This is a genomic window from Streptomyces sp. NPDC059582, from assembly GCF_042735715.1.
Classification (GTDB): Bacteria; Actinomycetota; Actinomycetes; order Streptomycetales; family Streptomycetaceae; genus Streptomyces.
The window spans coordinates 270,828-288,347 of record NZ_JBHWCC010000003.1; the positions used below are offsets into that span (position 1 = coordinate 270,828).

Consider the following 17,520-nt stretch of genomic DNA (forward strand, 5'->3'; position numbering starts at 1 on the left):
GGTGACGCCCCGCTGTCCGCCGTCGGGGTCGGGAACCGGCGCCGCCTCAGCCCACGGTGTACACCGCGACCTCGACATCGTCGCCGACCGCGCTCGACACGTACCGCGCGTCGCCGCGGACGTGGGCGAGGAACTCCGGGCTGCGGTCCGCGTTGTCGGCCACCACCAGGGCGCCCGGGGCGAGCCGCGGCTCCAGCAGGCGCAGCACGTCGAGGTAGACGTCCTTGGCTCCGTCGAGCAGCACGAGGTCGACCGGTCCCGGAAGGTCATGGGCGAGGGATTCGAGGGCGTCGCCCTCGCGCACCTCGACCAGGTCGGCGAGGCCCGCGTCGGCCAGGTTGCGGCGGGCCGCCTCCGCCTTGGTCGGCTCGTACTCGCTGCCGACGAGCGTGCCGCCCCCGTTGTCCCGGAGCGCGGCGGCGAGGCAGAGCGTCGAGACGCCGAAGGAGGTCCCGAACTCCACGACGCGGCGGGCCCCCCGGGAACGGGCCAGGACGTAGAGCAGCCGGGCGGTGTCGCGGGAGACCGCGAGGTGCGTGTCCTTGGCGGCGGCGTAGAACGCGCGGGAGTCCACGCTCCCCCGGGCGTCACGTCCCTCGGCCGGGGTGCGCGCCATGCGCGCGCGGAAGGCCTCCCCGGTCCGGACGGCGTCCGCGAAGAGCCGCTCCAGCACGTCGGCAGCCGGCGAGGTGGTGAGAGTCGTCATAGGCACAAGCCTTTCCCGGTCACTCCAAGATCGACACATGGAATTTCCCTCGAGCCGTCTGACGAAGGGAAAGTGCGCCTCGATTCGGACATGCCACACCAACAGAACTCGTTCATTCACTCAGCCGTGTTTCGGCCATGTGTGAAGAGAGTGAACGGCACGGCACCAGAAAGGAATTGATGCGGTTTCCGACGTCCGTTCCACGGCCCGTGATTGACCGGATCGGTGCGCCCGCATACTGCCCCGCTGGTTCAACATTGACCAGTCAGTAATAACGGGACTACCTTTCGACGCGTTTCGAGCAGGCGCTTTATTCGGTGTTCCCGGCTGCCCCATGTCCCGCCGGAATCCGATTCGCCGCCTTTGTTGTTGTCGTCCCGCACCCCCCACCGTGCAGTCTCAGCTTGATTCGGAGAATCATGACGTCTGCTGTGCGTTCCGAGGACATGATCATCGGCATCACCCCGTTCGGCGAACCCGACGCCGGGCTCGCCTCGGCGATCGGCCGGGCCGGCGGGCTCGGCGTGCTCGATCTGGGCGACGGCGACCGAAGATCCCGCGACGCGCTGGCGCGGCTGCGCCGCCTGGCCCCGGGCCGGTTCGGTGTCCGGATCGGCGCCCGCTGCCGACTGACCCCCGCCGACCTCGCGTCGGACCCGGGCGACGCCGACGGTCCGGACACGGTCGTCCTCGCCACGGACGCGCCGTGGCGGCCCGGCGAGGTCGTCACGCTGTACCGCGTGCTGGTGGAGGTCACCAGTCTCGACGCGGCACGGGAGGCCGTCCGCGCCGGGGCCCACGGGCTGATCGCCCGCGGCGCAGAGTGCGGCGGCCGGATCGGGGAGTTGGGCACGTTCGTCCTGCTCCAGCAACTGCTCGCGGCACCCGACGTGACGCTCCCGGTCTGGGCCTGCGGCGGCATCGGCCCCCGGACGGCCGCCGCGGCGGTGGCCGGCGGGGCGGCCGGAGTCGTCCTGGACGGCCAGCTCGCGCTGTTGGCCGAATCCGCGCTGCCGGAGGCGACCGCTGCGGCGCTGCGTTCCCTGGACGGCTCGGAGACCGTCGTGCTGGCCGGTCACCGCGTGCTGCTGCGCCGTGGCCCGGACACCCGGCGCGTCGACGGGACCGACCCGGCGGCCGTGGCGGCGGCGCTGGGCGCCCAGGACCCTCGTACCCAGTTGCTGCCGGTGGGTCAGGACGGCTTCCTCGCCGCCCGGTTCGCCGAGCGCTGGGGTGACGTGGGACGGACCGTGCGCGCGCTCACGGACGCGGTGTGCGACGCCGTACGCGACGACGTGCCCGCCGGGGCGCTGGGCACGGACTCCGCGATGAGCCGGGCGCTCGGCACCCGGCTGCCCGTCGCGCAGGGGCCGATGACCCGGGTCAGCGACCGGGCGGCCTTCGCGGCGGCGATCGCCCGGGACGGCGCGCTGCCGTTCCTCGCGCTGGCGCTGGCGAACGGCGAACAGACGCGGGCCGTGCTGACGGAGACCCGGGCCGCCGTCGCCGGGCGGCCCTGGGGCGTCGGCGTGCTCGGCTTCGCGCCGGAGGACGTGCGCGCCGCCCAGCTGGCGGCCGTACGGGAACTGCGGCCGACGCACGCGGTCATCGCGGGCGGACGGCCGTCCCAGGCGCAGGCGCTGGAGCGGGACGGGATCCGCACCTTCCTGCATGTGCCCTCACCGGGGCTGCTGGGGCAGTTCCTGCGCGCCGGGGCGCGCCGGTTCGTGTTCGAGGGCTCCGAGTGCGGCGGGCACGTCGGGCCGCGCGGCAGCTTCCCGCTGTGGGAGGCGCAACTGGCGGTCCTGGAGGACTTCCTGGACGCGGCCGACGAGAGCGCGGCGCCCGAGCTGGAGGTGTTCTTCGCGGGCGGCGTGCACGACGAGCGGTCGGCCGCGATGGTGGCCGCGCTGGCCGCCCCGCTGACCGCGCGCGGAGCCGCCGTCGGCGTCCTCATGGGCACCGCGTACCTGTTCACGGCGGAGGCGGTGACGGGCGAGGCGATCCAGCCGCTGTTCCAGCGCCAGGTGCTGGCGGCGGAGCGGACCACGCTCCTGGAGACCGCGCCCGGCCACGCCACCCGTTGTGTGCCCAGCCCGTTCACCGCCGACTACCGCGCGCACGAGAGGCGACTGCGGTCCGAGGGCGTGGCCGACCGGCGGGTCTGGGAGGAGCTGGAGCGGCTCAACGTCGGGCGGCTGCGCGTCGCGAGCAAGGGCGTGGACCGGGACACCGACGGCGCGCTCACTTCCGTCGGCGAGGAACGCCAGCTCGCCGACGGCATGTTCATGGCCGGGGAGGTGGCCGTGCTGCGCTCGGCGACCACCACCGTCGCGGCGCTGCACCGCTCGGTGACCACCGGGGCCGCCGACTTCCTCGCCGGGCGGGCGGCGGAACTCCGCGACCGGCTCGGCGTGGCCGGGACCCGGGAGCCTGAGGCGCTCGCGCCCGCGCCGCTCGACATCGCGGTCATCGGGATGGCCTGCATGTTCCCGCAGGCACCCGACCTCCCCTCGTTCTGGGCGAACGTCGTCGGCGGCCGGGACGCGGTCGGCGAGGTCCCGCCCGAGCGCTGGGACCCGGCCGTGCACTACGCGCCGGAGGGCGACGGCGGCCCCACCCCCTCCAAGTGGGGCGGCTTCCTGCCCCGCATCCCCTTCGACCCACTGCGCTACGGCATCCCGCCGGCGTCCCTCGGCAGCATCGAGCCGGTCCAGCTGCTGTCCCTCGAGGCCGCCCGGCGCGCCCTGGAGAACGCCGGATACGGCGACGGGGGCCGGGAGTTCGACCGCTCCCGGACCTCGGTGGTGTTCGGCGCCGAGGCGGGCAGCGACCTGTCCAACGCGGCCACCCTGCGCTCCGTGCTCCCGTCGTACTACGGCAAGGTCCCCGGCGCTCTCGACGACCAGCTGCCCCGGCTCACCGAGGACTCCTTCCCCGGCATGCTCGCCAACGTCATCTCCGGCCGGATCGCCAACCGGCTGGACCTCGGCGGCACCAACTTCACCGTCGACGCGGCCTGCGCCTCCTCGCTCGCCGCGGTCGACGTCGCGTGCAAGGAACTCGTCGGCGGCACCAGCGACGTGGTGCTGTGCGGCGGCGCCGACCTGCACAACGGCATCAACGACTACGCCCTCTTCTCCTCCGTGCACGCCCTGTCCCCCACCGGCCGCTCCCGGGCCTTCGACGGTTCGGCGGACGGCATCGCGCTGGGCGAGGGCGTCGCCTGCGTCGTCCTGAAGCGGCTCGCGGACGCCCAGCGGGACGGCGACCGGATCTACGGTGTGATCAAGGGGCTCGGCAGCTCCAGCGACGGCCGCTCCCTCGGCCTGACCGCGCCGCGCCCCGAGGGACAGCGCGCGGCGCTGGAACGGGCCTACCGCAACGCGGGCGTCTCACCGGCCGACGTCGGGCTCGTCGAGGCGCACGGCACCGGAACCGTGGTCGGCGACCGTACCGAACTCTCCGTACTCAGCAAGGTGTTCGACGCCGCCGGGGCCAAACCAGGGGCGTGTGTGCTCGGTTCGGTGAAGTCGCAGATCGGGCACACCAAGTGTGCCGCCGGGCTCGCCGGGCTGATCAAGGCCGCCCTGTCGCTGTACACCGGGGTGCGGCCGCCCACCCTGCACATGGAACGGCCCAACCCGGCCTGGGACGAGGAGAAGAGCCCGTTCGTCTTCCACACGCGGGCCCGCCCCTGGGCGGCGCCGGCCGGACGACGCGTCGCGGGGGTCAGCGCGTTCGGCTTCGGCGGGACCAACTTCCATGTGGTGCTGGGCGCTCACGCGGGCGGCGTGGCGCCGGTGCAGGGGCTGGACGCCTGGCCGGCCGAGCTGTTCGTCTTCCGCGGCCGGGACACGGCGGCCGCGCACCGGGCGATCCAGGAGCTGCTGACGGCCGCCGAGGCCGACGGCCGGCCGTGGCGGCTGCGCGACCTCGCGCTGAGCGCGGCCCGCCGTGCCGACGTCAGCGGGGACCCGGCGCGGGTGGCGGTGGTGGCGACGGACGTGGACGACCTGATCGACCGGCTGCGGCGGGCACTTGCCGGGGAACACGATCCGGGCCGCGGGATCCATGTCGCCAGGGGCGTCGAACCGGTCCCCGGAACCCACCTCGCCGGGAAACCTGATCCGGCACACGGCACCCAGGTCGCCGAGCAACACGCACCGGCCCACGGCACCCACCTCGCCGGGGACCGTGCGGAGGGGGCGGTCGCCTTCCTCTTCCCCGGTCAGGGCAGTCAGCGCACCGGCATGTTCGCCGAGCTGTTCATCGCGTTCCCCGAGCTGCGCCACTACCTGGAGCTCGGCGGCGACCACGCCGACCTGCTGTATCCGCCGGCCGCCTTCGACGACACCGCGCGCGACCGGCAGCGGGCGGCACTCACCGACACCAGGGTCGCGCAGCCCGCCCTCGGCATCGCCGGACTCGCCGCCCACGCCCTGCTGACCACGGCCGGAGTACGGCCGGACATGGCCGCCGGGCACAGTTACGGCGAACTGGTCGCCCTGTGCGCGGCCGGTGCCCTCGACGCCGGGACCCTCCTCGCGCTCAGTTCCGAACGGGCGGCGGCGATCCTCGCGGCGGCCGGCGCCGACCGAGGGGCGGACCCCGGGACCATGGCCGCGGTCTCGGCCGGCGCCGAGGACGTCGCAACCGCCCTGCGCGCGGCGGGGGCACCGGCCTCGGTCGTCGTCGCCAATCGCAACGCGCCCGGGCAGACGGTGATCTCCGGCCCGGTCGAGGACGTCACGAACGCCGTACGCCTGCTGCGCGCGGCCGGGTACGGAGCTCAGCGCATCCCGGTGGCCTGTGCCTTCCACAGCCCGCTGGTGGCGGGCGCCGCCGACCGGTTCGCCGAGGCGCTCGCGGCCCGGCCGGTGCGCGCGCCCGAGTTCCCGGTCTGGGCCAACCGCACGGCCGCGCCGTACGCCGCCGACGCGGACGCGGTACGGGCCGAGCTCGCCGCGCAGATCGGCGCCCCGGTCGGGTTCGTCGAGCAGATCGAGGCGATGTACGCGGCGGGCGCGCGGATCTTCGTCGAGGCCGGTCCCGGGTCCGTGCTGACCCGGCTGGTCGAGCAGATCCTCGGCGACCGGCCGCACCGGGCGGTGGCGTGCGAGCCACGGCCGGACAGCGGCCTGCGCGGCTGGCTGGACGCGCTGGCCCGACTGTCCGTGGCGGGGCTGCCGGTGCGCACCGGCTGGCTGCTGCGCGGCCGCGACGCCGTCGACGCGCTGCGTACGCCGGTGCCGAAGCGGCCCGGCTGGACGGTGGACGGGCAGCTGGTCCGCACCGCCGCCGGAGGACTCCTTCCCGGTGCGCTCGCGCCGGCCCGACGAGTCGTGGAGAGCGTGGAGACGACTGTGACGACGAACCCCCCGCACGGCGTCCCGTCCGGCCGGGAAGGCCGGGAAAGCCAGGTCGGCCAGGACGGCCAGGACGGCCAGGACGCGCTGATCGCCGAGTTCCTGCGCACCAGCCGCGAGATGGTCGCGGCCCAGCGCGACGTCCTGATGACCTACTTCGGGGCATCGGCCGGAGAGCGGACCGTCGCACCGCCCGCGCCCGCAGCCGTTCCCGTGCCGCACGTCGCCGCGCCCGCACAGCCGTTGCCCGAGCACGCGGCCGAGACCCCCTCCGAACCGGCCCGGGGCGGTACGGACGTCCAACAGGTCGTCCTGGAGATCATCAGCGAGCGCACCGGCTACCCGGTCGACATGATCGAGCCCGACCTCGACCTGGAGGCCGACCTCAGCATCGACTCCATCAAGCGGGCCGAGATCGCCGGTGAACTGGCCAGGCGCCTCGGCGTCGGAGACGGCGTGGACCTCGCGGGTCTGGACGACGCGGAGTTGGAGGAACTGGCGAAGGCACGGACGGCCGCCGCGGTGACCGACTGGCTGACCGCCCGGCTGACGGTCACCGCCGAGCCGGCCGAGGCCGCCCCGGAACTGGTGGATCCGGAAACGGTGGATCCGAATACGGCGACCGCGAAACCTGCGCGGGCGGCCGCGGCGGCGACGGCCGAACCGGCGGAAGCGGCTGGATCGGTGCACGCGGCCAAGGCGGCGGAGGTGCCGGACGGATCGGTGACCGGCGAGGCACCCAAGCGGTATCTGCTGCGGCCGGTGCCCCTCGAACCGGCGGCCGGCCCGCGGGATCCGGCGTCCGTACTGTCCGGGACGCGGTGGGTGGTCCTCGGCGACGGAGCCGGGATCGGCGCCCGGCTCGGGTCGTACGGCGCCGATGTCGTCGTGTTCGACGGCGAGCACCTGCTCACGGAGGCCGACGGCCGGGTGGACGGCGTGCTGTATCCCGTGCCGGGCGGCACACAGGTGCTGCCCGACGCGTTCCCCGTCCTCAAGGCCGCCCTGGCCCGCGGACCGCGCCGGCTGCTGGCCGTGCGGACCACCGACGGCGGGGTGCCGGACACCGGGACGGCCGGGCTGCACGGCTTCTTCCGCACGGTGGCGCGCGAGTACCCGGAGACGGTCGCGCGGATCGTCGACGTGTCCGCCCCCTCGGCCGTCGCGGACGCGCCGGGGAAGGACGTACCGGCGGGGGACGCGCCGGTGACGGATGGGACGGTGGAGAACCCGACCGCGGGAGGCGCGACCGCGGGAGGCGCGTCGGTCGAGGACGTGCTGGTCGAGGAGATCTGTGCCTGCGACCGCACCCCGGTCGTCCTGCGCGGGCCCGGCGGCCGGTTCGGCCTGGAGCTCGTCGAGACGGCGCTCGGCACACTCGGCACCACGGGCGCGGGTCCGGCCGGTGACGGGGCCGCCGAGGCTGCCGCGCTGGGGCTGGACCGGGACTCGGTTGTCCTGCTGGCCGGTGGGGCCCGGGGCATCACCGCGCAGTGCGCCGTGGCGCTCGCCGCCGCCTCCCGGTGCCGACTGGAGCTGCTGGGCCGGACACCCCCGCCGGACGGCCAGGAGGCCGCGGACACGGCCGCCGCCCGTACCCCGGCCGAGCTGCGCGCGGCGCTCGCCGCCCGTGGCGGACTGCGGCCCACCGAGATCAACCGCGCCGCCGAACTCCTGCTGGCCCAGCGGGAGATCACCGCGACCCTGGCGGAACTCACCGCGCTCGGCAGCCGGGTCCGCTACCGCTCCGTCGACTTCCGGGAGCCGGACGCGGTGCTCCAGGCGGTCAAGGAGATCCACACCGAGCACGGCCGGCTCGACGGCGTGGTCTACGCGGCCGGGGTCATCGAGGACCGGCTCATCGCCGAGAAGACCGCCGAGTCCTTCCAGCGGGTGTTCGGCACGAAGGCGACCGGCGCCGACGCCCTGCTCACGGCGCTGGAGGAGTTGCCCGAAGGACCTGCGTTCACCGTGCTGTTCGGCAGCGTCTCGGCCGTCCTGGGCAACCGGGGCCAGGTGGACTACGCCGCCGCAAACGACGCCCTCCAGACCCTCGGCGCCGCCTGGGCCACCCGTACCGGGCACCGGGCACTGACGGTGCACTGGGGGCCGTGGGCGCCCGCCGCCGGGCACGGCGGCATGGTCGGACCGGAGCTGGCCCGCGAGTACGGCCGGCGCGGCATCGGTCTGATCGACCCCGAGGAGGGAACCGCGGCACTGCTGCGGGAGCTCGCCTGGGGCGACACGTCGACCACCGCCGTCGTCTACACCTCCTCGGGCTGGTGACGGCCCCCGTGACGCGTCGTCACGTCCCGGTCGCCATAGTCGGGATGTCGGTGCTGCTGCCCGGGGCCCCCGGCCTCGACGCGTACTGGCGCAACCTGCGCGACGGCGTGGACGCGATCGACGACGTACCCGAGGGCCGGTGGGACGCCGGCCACTACCGGCCCGGGACCGCGTCCGGCCCGGCCGTCGCGGACCAGGTGTACTGCCGACGCGGCGGGTTCGTGGACACCCTGGCCGAGGTGGAGGTCACCCGGTTCGGCATCATGCCGAACTCGGTGGCCGGCACCGAGCCCGACCAGCTGATCGCGCTGCACGTGGCGGCGGCGGCCCTCGCCGACGCGGGCGGCACGGACCGGCTGCCCGACCGGCGGCGCGTCGGCGTGGTCCTCGGCCGGGGCGGCTACCTCACCCCCGGCCTGGTCCGGCTCGACCAGCGGGTGCGCACCGCGAGCCAGCTGGTCCGCACGCTGGGCGAACTGCTGCCCGACCTGACCGCCGGGCAACTCGACCGGGTGCGGGCCGCGTTCACCGAGCGGCTGGGGCCCGACAGTCCCGAGTCCGCGATCGGCCTGGTGCCCAACCTGGCCGCCTCCCGAGTGGCCAACCGGCTCGATCTGCGCGGCCCCGCCTACACCGTGGACGCCGCCTGCGCCTCGTCGCTGGTCGCCGTCGACCAGGCGGTGGGCGAACTCGCCACCGGACGCTGCGACCTGATGCTCGCCGGGGGCGTCCACCACTGCCACGACATCACCCTGTGGAGCGTCTTCTCCCAGCTGCGCGCCCTCTCCCCCAGCGAGCGCGTCCGCCCCTTCCACCGGGAAGCCGACGGCATCCTCATCGGCGAGGGCACCGGGGTCGTGGTGCTCAAGCGGCTGGCCGACGCCCACCGCGACGGCGACCGGGTCTACGCCGTGATCCGGGGCACCGGGGTGGCGAGCGACGGCCGGGCCGCGGGCCTGGTCAACCCCGATCCCGGCGGCCAGGCCCGGGCCGTGCGACAGGCGTGGCAGGCCGCCGGGCTCGACCCGGCCGCACCCGGCTCGATCGGCCTGCTGGAGGCGCACGGCACGGCGACCCCGGCCGGGGACGGCGCCGAACTGGCCACTCTCGCCGCGGTGTTCGGCCCGGCCGAGGCATCGGGCGAGCAGCGTGCGGTGATCGGCTCGGTGAAATCGATGATCGGGCACACCATGCCCGCCGCCGGGGTGGCCGGTCTCGTCAAGGCCGCCCTCGCGGTGCACCACGGGACACTTCTGCCGACCCTGCACTGCGACGATCCGCACCCGGCGCTGGCCGGAACCCGGTTCCGTACGCTGGAGAAGGCCGTCCCCTGGGAGACCTCGCCCGACCGCCCGGTGCGCCGGGCCGCCGTGAACGCCTTCGGGTTCGGCGGGATCAACGCGCACGTGGTGCTGGAGGAGGCCCCGGGACCGGCCGCGATGCCGTACGCGCCCGACACCGTCCCCACGCTCGCCAAGACCGCCGACCGCCCGGTCGCCCTACTCTCCGACCGCCCGGTCATCGGGGTCGCGGAGACCAACGGGCACCCGGTGGCCGAGGTCGCCGCGACCACGACGTTCACCGGCCGCCCGGTCACGAAGCCCCCCACCCCGCCAGGCACCGAGGCCACCGACCGCCCGCTCCACGTGGTCGCCGACCGACAGGCCGGGGAAGCCACCGACCGCCCGCTCCACGAGATCCCCGACCGCCAAGCCGGGGAAGCCACCGACCGCCCGCTCCACGAGATCCCCGACCGCCAAGCCGGGCAAGCCACCGACCGCCCGCTCCACGAGATCCCCGACCGCCAAGCCGGGCAAGCCACCGACCGCCCGCTCCGCGAGGTCACGGATCGCCGGGCCGTGGAAGGCACCGTCCGCCCGGTCCCGGAGCCCACCGACCGCCCGGTCACGGTCCTCGCCGACCACCCGATCGCGGCGGCCGCCGAGGTCGCCGAGGTGGCCGAAGCCACCGAAACCGCCAGGCGCACGGCGGTGCAGCTCACCGAGCCCGAGCGCGTGCTCCTGCTCGCCGCCGACAGCCCCGAACGTCTCGCCGCCCTCCTGGACGGCGCCGACGACGCGGTACGCCGGGCCGGGCTCGACGCCGCCCGCCCGCATCCGGACGCGGGCCCGGCCCGGCTCGGCATCGTCGACCCGACCGCGAAGCGGCTGGCCCTGGCCCGCCGCGCGGTCGCCAAGGGCCGTGGCTGGCACGGCCGCGGCGACGTCTGGTTCCGGCCCAGGCCCCTGCTCGGTCCCGGCCGCGGCGGACTCGCCTTCGTCTTCCCGGGCCTGGAGGGCGAGTTCACCCCTCGGGTCGACGACGTGGCCGCGCACTTCGGGCTGCCCGGCCCGGCCCCCGAGGGGGACCGCGTCGGCGACGTGGGCCGGCACGGCCTCGGGGTCGTCGCCGTCGGGCGGCTGCTCGACGCCGCGCTGCGCCGCTCGGGTGTCGTACCGGACGCGGTCGCCGGGCACAGCGTCGGCGAGTGGACGGCGATGACGGTGGCCGGGCTGTACTCGGGAGCCGAGGTCGACGCCTTCATGGCGACGTTCGACCCGGACACGGTGACGGTCCCGGGCCTCGCCTTCGGCGCGATCGGCGCGCCCGCGGACCGGGTGCTGGCCGCCCTGGGACAGGAGTGGGCGGGGTCCGGCCTGGTGCTCTCCCACGACAACGCGCCCGGCCAGTCGATGGTGTGCGGACCGGACGGCGCGGTCGGGGAGTTCGTCCGGGCGTTCCGCGCGCAGGGGGTGCTCAGCCAGGTGCTGCCGTTCCGGTCCGGTTTCCACACCCCGATGCTGGAGCCCTACCTCGGGCCGATCAGGGAGGCCGCGCACCGCTTCCGGCTGTACCCGGCGACCGTCCCCGTGTGGTCCGGGACGACCGCGGCGCCGTTCCCCGAGGGGGCGGCTGAGGTGCGTGAGCTGTTCGTCCGGCACCTGCTGGAACCCGTACGCTTCCGGCAGTTGACGCAGGCCCTGTACGCGGCGGGGCACCGGGTGTTCGTGCAGGTCGGCCCCGGTCAGCTCGGGTCGCTCATCGGCGACACCCTCGGCGGGCGCGACCACCTGGCCGTACCCGCCAACTCCCCGCACCGCACGGGTCTCGCCCAGCTCCGCCGGGTGGCGACCGCGCTGTGGACGGCCGGGGCCGCGGTGGCCGCCGCCCTGCCGGCCGCGGCCAGGTCGGCCGCCGGCGTGGTGCGGGCCGGACGGCCGCCGGTGCGGCTCGATCTGGGCGGGGCGCTGGTCTCGCTCGACGGGCGGGCCCTGGCGGGCCTGCGCGCCGAGTTACGTACGGCTCGCGCGGCTCCCGGCTCCGCCGGTCCCGTTTCCGACTCGACCGGTCCCGTTTCCGGCGTACGGTCCCCGCTGGACGCGCTCGCCGAGCGGTTCCCCGTCGCCGCCGAGCTGGACGCCCTGCTGCGCGACACCGCGGACACGGCGGCCGCGCTGATCAACGCGCGGGCCGCGACCCGGCCCCCGACGCCCGTCCCGACGACCACCGCCGCAGAGGCCTCCGTACAAGCCCCCGCCGCCGTGCCCGGCCCCGTCGCCACCCCGGTCTCCCCCGCTCGCCTGCCGGGCTCAGCCCTGCCGTCCACGGTCGTGCGGGTCTCGCCGGAGACCATGCCGTACCTCCTCGACCACTGCTTCTTCCCCCAGCGCGCCGGCTGGCCGGACGTGGCCGACCGCTGGCCGGTCGTCCCGGCGACCACGATCGTGCAGCACATCATGGACGCGGCCGGGCGGGCGGCGCCGGGTACGCTGCCGGTCGCGGTGCGCGGGGCACGGTTCGAGGAGTGGCTGACGGCCACACCGGCCGTCGACGTACAGGTCACGGCGGAACCCGCGGGGGCGGACCGCCTCGCCGTGTCCTTCGGCCCCCGGGCCCGGGCCACCGTGGAACTCGCCCCCGCCTACCCGGCCGAGCCGCCCGCCCGCTGGCGGCCGGACACCACCGCCGAACGGCCGCCCGGCCACACCGCGGCACAGCTCTACGCCGAACGCTGGATGTTCCACGGCCCGGCCTTCCAGGGGGTCACCGAACTCACCGCGCTCGGCGACCGGCACATCCGCGGTGTCATCACCACCCCGTCCGCGCCCGGCGCCCTGCTGGACAACGTCGGCCAGATCCTCGGCTACTGGATCATGTCGACCCACACCGAACGGACCGTCGTGTTCCCCGTCGGCGTGCGGGAGATGTGCTTCTACGGCCCCCATCCGCGCCCGGGGACCGAGGTGGAGTGCCTGGTGCGGATCACCTCGCTCACCGACACCGTCCTGGAGGCAGAGGTGCAGCTGTCGGTCGCGGGCGTGGTGTGGGCGCAACTGCACGGCTGGCAGGACCGGCGCTTCGACAACGACCCGACGACCCGGCCGGTGGAACGCTTCCCCGACCGCAACACGCTGTCCGAGGCACGGCCCGGGGGCTGGTCGCTGGTGCACGAACGGTGGCCGGACCTGGCGTCCCGCGAGCTGATCATGCGCAACTCGCTGGGCGGGGAGGAACGTGCGGAGTACGCGAAGCACGCGCCGCGCGGTCGCCGGCAGTGGCTGCTGGGCCGGATCGCGGTCAAGGACGCCGTACGGCGGTGGCTGTGGGACCACGGCGAGGGCCCGGTCTTCCCGGCGGAGCTGCGGGTGCACAACGACGACGTGGGCCGCCCGTACGTCACCGGGGTGCACGGCCGGGAACTGCCCCCGCTGGACGTCTCGCTGGCCCACCGCGCGGAGGCGGGCGTGGCCATCGTCCGCCCGCACACGCCGGGTCCCGGACCCGGTATCGACATCGAGGAGGTCACGGCCCGCGACCCGCAGGCCATGGCGGCCGTGCTCGGCACGGACGAACTGGCCCTGCTGCGCGGCCTGTGCGCCGCCACCGACGCCCCGCAGGCGTTGTGGTTCACCCGGTTCTGGGCCGCCAAGGAGGCGGTCGCCAAGGCGGAGGGCACCGGCTTCGGCGGCCGGCCGCGCGACTTCGCCGTGCTCGAGGCGGCACCGGCCGGGGACGAGCTGATCGTCTCGGGCCGCCTGGAGCGCGCCTACGCGGTGCGATGCGGGCCGGCCGCGAACCCGCCGCGACTGCCCGACCGCGCCTATGTCGTGGCCTGGACCACGGGACCGGCCGGACCGACGGGACACCCGCACGAGGAGGAGTACGTCCGATGAACCCGATCACCCCCCACCCGGTCGACGAGGGCGCGGTCCTCGCCGACATCACCGGCATGCTCACCCGGCTCCTCGAGGACGAGTACGGCCTCGACGACATCGAGATCGACATGGCGACCACGTTCAACCGCGACCTGGAACTGGAGAGCATCGACCTGGTGACCCTGGCGGGCCTGCTGGAGGAGCGGTACGGCGGACGGGTCAACTTCGCCGAGTTCCTGGCCGGCATGGAGTTCGACGAGATCATCGAGCTGACCGTCGGCCGGCTCGTCGACCACGTGGTGACCAGCCTGCGGGCCGCGGGGGCGAGCTGACGCATGGCGATGGTCGACACCGGTGAACTCCGGTTGCACGTACAGCGGATCGGGCCCCGGGACGGCCGCCCGGCCGCCGCCACCGTGGTGCTCGTCCACGGACTGCTCACCGACAGCCTGGCCAGCTACTACTTCACCGTGGCACCCGCGTTCGCGGCGGCCGGCATCGACGTCGTCATGTACGACCTGCGGGGCCACGGCCGCAGCGAGCGCCCGCCCGACGGCTACACCCTGGACCACAACATCGACGACCTGGAGGCCCTGCTCGACCGGCTGGCCGTGACCGGGCCCGTGCATCTGGTCGGCAACTCCTACGGCGGTACGGTCGCGTTCGGATACGCGGCGCGCCACCCGGAGCGGACGGCCAGCGTGTCCCTGATCGAGTCCGAACCGGCCACCGCCGCCTGGGCCGTGAAGCTCGGCGGCATCCTCGACCGGGTGGTGACCCAGCTGGCCCACAACGAGCCCGACGCCATCGCCTGGATCACCGCCCACCGCGGCCACAACACCGCGCGTCTGGCGCGGGGCGCGGCCCGGCTCGCCCGGGACACCACCCTCGGCAGGGACATCCCGGCCAGCCGGGTCCTGACGGAGGACCTGATCCGCTCGGTGCGCTGCCCGGTGCTCGGCGTGTACGGCGGTGACTCCGAACTCGCCGAACTCGCGCCGTGGCTGGAGTCGTCACTGCCGGACTGCCGGACCGTGGTGATCCCGGGGCACGAGCACTCCGTGCTGGTGGAGGCGGCGGGCACGGTGGGCGGCCACATCCTGTCCCTGGTCCAGGAGGCCTCGGGGGCCGGGTGGTTCGGGGCCCGGCAGGTCGGGGTCCGGCGGGCGGGGGCCGAGGCGCGGTGAGCGGATTCCTATTCGTCGTACCGCCGTTGGTCGGGCACATCAACCCGACCGTGGGCGTCGCCTCCCGGCTGGCCGCGCACGGGCACCGGGTGGCGTGGGCGTGTGCCGACCCCGGGCTGGTGGGCCGTCTGGCGGGGGCGCGGGCCAGGGTGTTCCCCTGTGCCGGACCGGTTCCGGGTGCGGGCGAGGCGCGGCGGCCGCCCGAGCTGCGGGGGCCGGAGGCGCTCAGGTTCCTGTGGGAGTGGTATCTCGTGCCGTTGGCCGAGGCGATGGCGCCGGGAGTGCGGGCGGCCGTCGAGGAGTTCCGTCCGGACGTGGTCGTCGCCGACCAGCAGGCCTTCGCGGGTGCGCTGGTCGCCGAACGGCTCGGGCTGCCGTGGGCGACCTCGGCGACCACCTCGGCCGAGTTCGCCGATCCCCTGGCCGGTCTGCCCAAGGTGACGGAGTGGCTCGCGGAGCGGATCGCGCACCTGCGCCGGGCCGTCGGGGATCCGTCGGCCGACGCGGATCCCCGGTTCTCGCCGCATCTGGTGCTGGCGTTCAGCACACCGGAGCTCGCGGGTCCCGAGGCCGCCGGGCGCGGTGGCCCGGTCCGCTGGGTCGGGCCGTCGATCGAGGCCCGGCCCACCGCGTCCGGCTTCCCCTGGGAGTGGCTCGACCCCGGCCGGTCCACGGTGCTGGTGACCCTGGGCACGGCGAACGCCGACGCGGGCGCGCGCTTCCTCGCCGCCTGCCGGGAGGCGGCGCGCGAACGGGCCGACCGGATGCAGGCGGTGATCGTCGACCCGGGGGGCGTCCTCGGGGCGGACGGCGACCCGGGCAGCGGTCCCGGCCCGCGCGGCGACGCGGACAGCAGTCCCGGCCCGCTCGGCGACGCGGGCAGCGGACTCGGCCCGCGCGGCGACGCGGGCAGCGGTCTCGGCGCCGAGGGCGCACCGCGGAAGGGTCTCGGCGGGGACGGCGATCCGCAGAGCGGCCTCGGCGCGGACGGCAACCCGACGGACGGCCTCTGCGCGGACAGCAATCCGACGAACGGCCTGGGCGGGAACGGCCACGACAAGGACGTGCTCGTGCTGCCCTCCGTGCCGCAACTCGCCCTCCTCCAGCGGGCGGCCGCGGTGGTCTGCCACGCCGGGCACAACACCGTGTGCGAGGCCCTGTGGCACGGGGTCCCGCTCGTGGTCGCGCCCATCCGCGACGACCAGCCGGTGGTGGCCGGGCAGGTGGTGGACGCCGGGGCGGGCCTCCGGGTCAGGTTCGGCCGGGTCTCCGCCGCACGGCTGGGCGCCGCGCTCGACTCCGTACTGCACGAACCGGGGCACCGTGCCGCCGCCGGACGGATCCGTACGGCGTTCCGCGCCGCCGGCGGCGCGTCCGCGGCGGCGACCCATCTCGACCGACTCGCCAGGGAGTTCCGATGAGTGAGCAGACCGAGCGGCCCGCCGGGGAGCCGAGCCGCGCCGAGCGGATCGCCGCGCTGCGCCCCGGCTACCGGGCGGACCTGGCCGACGGCCCGGACCGCTTCTTCGCACCGCCGCGCACCACGTGCCCCTGGTGCGAGTCCGACCGGCTCACCACCCGACTGCGCACCACCGACCTGCTCCAGCACAAGCCGGGCCGCTTCGTACTCGACCGGTGCGACGCCTGCGGGCACATCTTCCAGAACCCGCAACTCAGCGAAGAGGGGCTGGAGTTCTACTATCGGGACTTCTACGACGGGCTGGGCGAGAAGAAGCTCGGCGACACCTTCGGCGGCCGTACCAGGATGTACCGGGGCCGTGCCGAGTCGATGCTGCCGCACGATCCCACCCCGAAGAGCTGGCTCGATGTCGGCACCGGGCACGGGCACTTCTGCGCGGCGGCGCGTGAGGTGCTGCCCGGTACGACGTTCGACGGACTCGACTTCACGGACGGCGTCGAACTCGCCGAACGCGAGGGCCGGGTGGAGCACGGCTACCGCGGCAGCTTCCCCGCCCTGGCACCGGAACTCGCCGGACGCTACGACGTGGTCAGCATGTTCCACTACCTGGAGCACAGCACCGACCCCGACCGGGAGCTGACGGCCGCGTGGCAGGCGGTACGGCCCGGCGGGCATCTGCTCATCGAGGTCCCGGACCCGGAGAGCCGGTATGCCCGGCTCCTGGGCCGGTGGTGGCTGCCGTGGCTCCAGCCGCAGCACCTGCACTTCGTGCCGGTGGCCAATCTGCGTCGCCGGCTGACGGACCTGGGCTTCACGGTGGTGGCGGAGCAGCACGCCGAGCCGCACGACCCGGTGGACCTGCTCGCCGCCGTGTGGCTGGCGCTGGACCACGCGGCACCGCGCGACGACGCGCCCTGGCTGCCGCAGCCGCCGAACGCGCCGCGCCGGACGGGACGCGCGGCCCTGCTCGTCGCCGGGATCCCGCTCCTGGTCCTGGGCACGCTCCTGGACCGGTTCGCGGTACGGCCGTTGTCGCACCGGCTGGGTGTGTCCAACGCGTACCGTCTGGTGGCCCGCCGGGACTGACCGAGCGCGGTCCGGCGTGGCCTCCCCCGCCGCCGGTCGCCGCGGAACGCCACCCGGCCCGCGGTCCACCAGGAGGGCCGGACGCCGTCCGCACCCGGCACACCCGGCTCTCCCCTTCGCCGGAAGCCGCCGTCCCCGTTCCCGGCCCAACGGCCCCCGGGAGCACGGAAGCCCGCCGATCGGTGCCGAGCCGCTCGCCGGTCTCGGCGGCCGCGCCGTCGGGGTAGAAGCGGCGGTGAGGTGGAAGCGGCGATGGTTGAGATTCATCGACTTGTAGACCCGGTTGTCGAGCCGGGCCTCCTGAGAAGGC

The 17,520-nt window shown here is 75.3% G+C and carries 7 protein-coding genes; 6 read left to right on the forward strand and 1 reads right to left on the reverse strand.

Annotation, left to right across the window (positions count from 1 at the left end; translation table 11 throughout):
• Nucleotides 1-46: 46 nt before the first annotated feature.
• Nucleotides 47-706 (reverse strand): O-methyltransferase, encoded by a 660-nt coding sequence (locus tag ACFV0T_RS04830; RefSeq protein ID WP_385774440.1) that lies wholly within the window; start codon nt 704-706, stop codon nt 47-49.
• 419 nt (nt 707-1,125) lie between these two features.
• Here ACFV0T_RS04830 and ACFV0T_RS04835 point away from each other — a divergent pair, with 419 nt between their 5' ends.
• Genes ACFV0T_RS04835 through ACFV0T_RS04860 form a run of 6 tightly spaced genes read left to right on the forward strand, consistent with a single transcriptional unit; the run spans nt 1,126 to nt 17,210 of the window.
• Entirely contained in the window at nt 1,126-8,361 is a 7,236-nt protein-coding gene (locus ACFV0T_RS04835; RefSeq protein ID WP_385774441.1) for an SDR family NAD(P)-dependent oxidoreductase, read from the forward strand.
• An 8-nt stretch (nt 8,362-8,369) separates the two neighbouring features.
• Nucleotides 8,370-13,535 (forward strand): beta-ketoacyl synthase N-terminal-like domain-containing protein, encoded by a 5,166-nt coding sequence (locus ACFV0T_RS04840; RefSeq protein WP_385774443.1) that lies wholly within the window; start codon nt 8,370-8,372, stop codon nt 13,533-13,535.
• Nucleotides 13,532-13,849, forward strand: a complete 318-nt coding sequence (locus ACFV0T_RS04845; RefSeq protein ID WP_385774445.1) for an acyl carrier protein — start codon at nt 13,532-13,534, stop codon at nt 13,847-13,849. The genes ACFV0T_RS04840 and ACFV0T_RS04845 overlap by 4 nt, the downstream gene beginning before the upstream one ends.
• A gap of 3 nt (nt 13,850-13,852) precedes the next feature.
• Complete coding sequence (locus tag ACFV0T_RS04850) at nt 13,853-14,704, forward strand: alpha/beta fold hydrolase (protein ID WP_385774447.1); 852 nt, start codon at nt 13,853-13,855, stop codon at nt 14,702-14,704.
• A complete protein-coding gene (locus ACFV0T_RS04855) occupies nt 14,701-16,125 on the forward strand; it encodes a glycosyltransferase (RefSeq protein ID WP_385774449.1) in 1,425 nt (474 codons plus the stop codon). The genes ACFV0T_RS04850 and ACFV0T_RS04855 overlap by 4 nt, the downstream gene beginning before the upstream one ends.
• A complete protein-coding gene (locus tag ACFV0T_RS04860; protein ID WP_385774452.1) occupies nt 16,122-17,210 on the forward strand; it encodes a class I SAM-dependent methyltransferase in 1,089 nt (362 codons plus the stop codon). The genes ACFV0T_RS04855 and ACFV0T_RS04860 overlap by 4 nt, the downstream gene beginning before the upstream one ends.
• Nucleotides 17,211-17,520: the final 310 nt, after the last annotated feature.

What these genes read in the sequence shown, in the direction of transcription:
- ACFV0T_RS04830 (WP_385774440.1), bottom strand. Translation starts at nt 706, where the DNA reads ATGACGACTCTCACCACCTCGCCGGCTGCCGACGTGCTGGAGCGGCTC.
- ACFV0T_RS04835 (WP_385774441.1), top strand. Translation starts at nt 1,126, where the DNA reads ATGACGTCTGCTGTGCGTTCCGAGGACATGATCATCGGCATCACCCCG.
- ACFV0T_RS04845 (WP_385774445.1), top strand. Translation starts at nt 13,532, where the DNA reads ATGAACCCGATCACCCCCCACCCGGTCGACGAGGGCGCGGTCCTCGCC.
- ACFV0T_RS04850 (WP_385774447.1), top strand. Translation starts at nt 13,853, where the DNA reads ATGGCGATGGTCGACACCGGTGAACTCCGGTTGCACGTACAGCGGATC.
- ACFV0T_RS04860 (WP_385774452.1), top strand. Translation starts at nt 16,122, where the DNA reads ATGAGTGAGCAGACCGAGCGGCCCGCCGGGGAGCCGAGCCGCGCCGAG.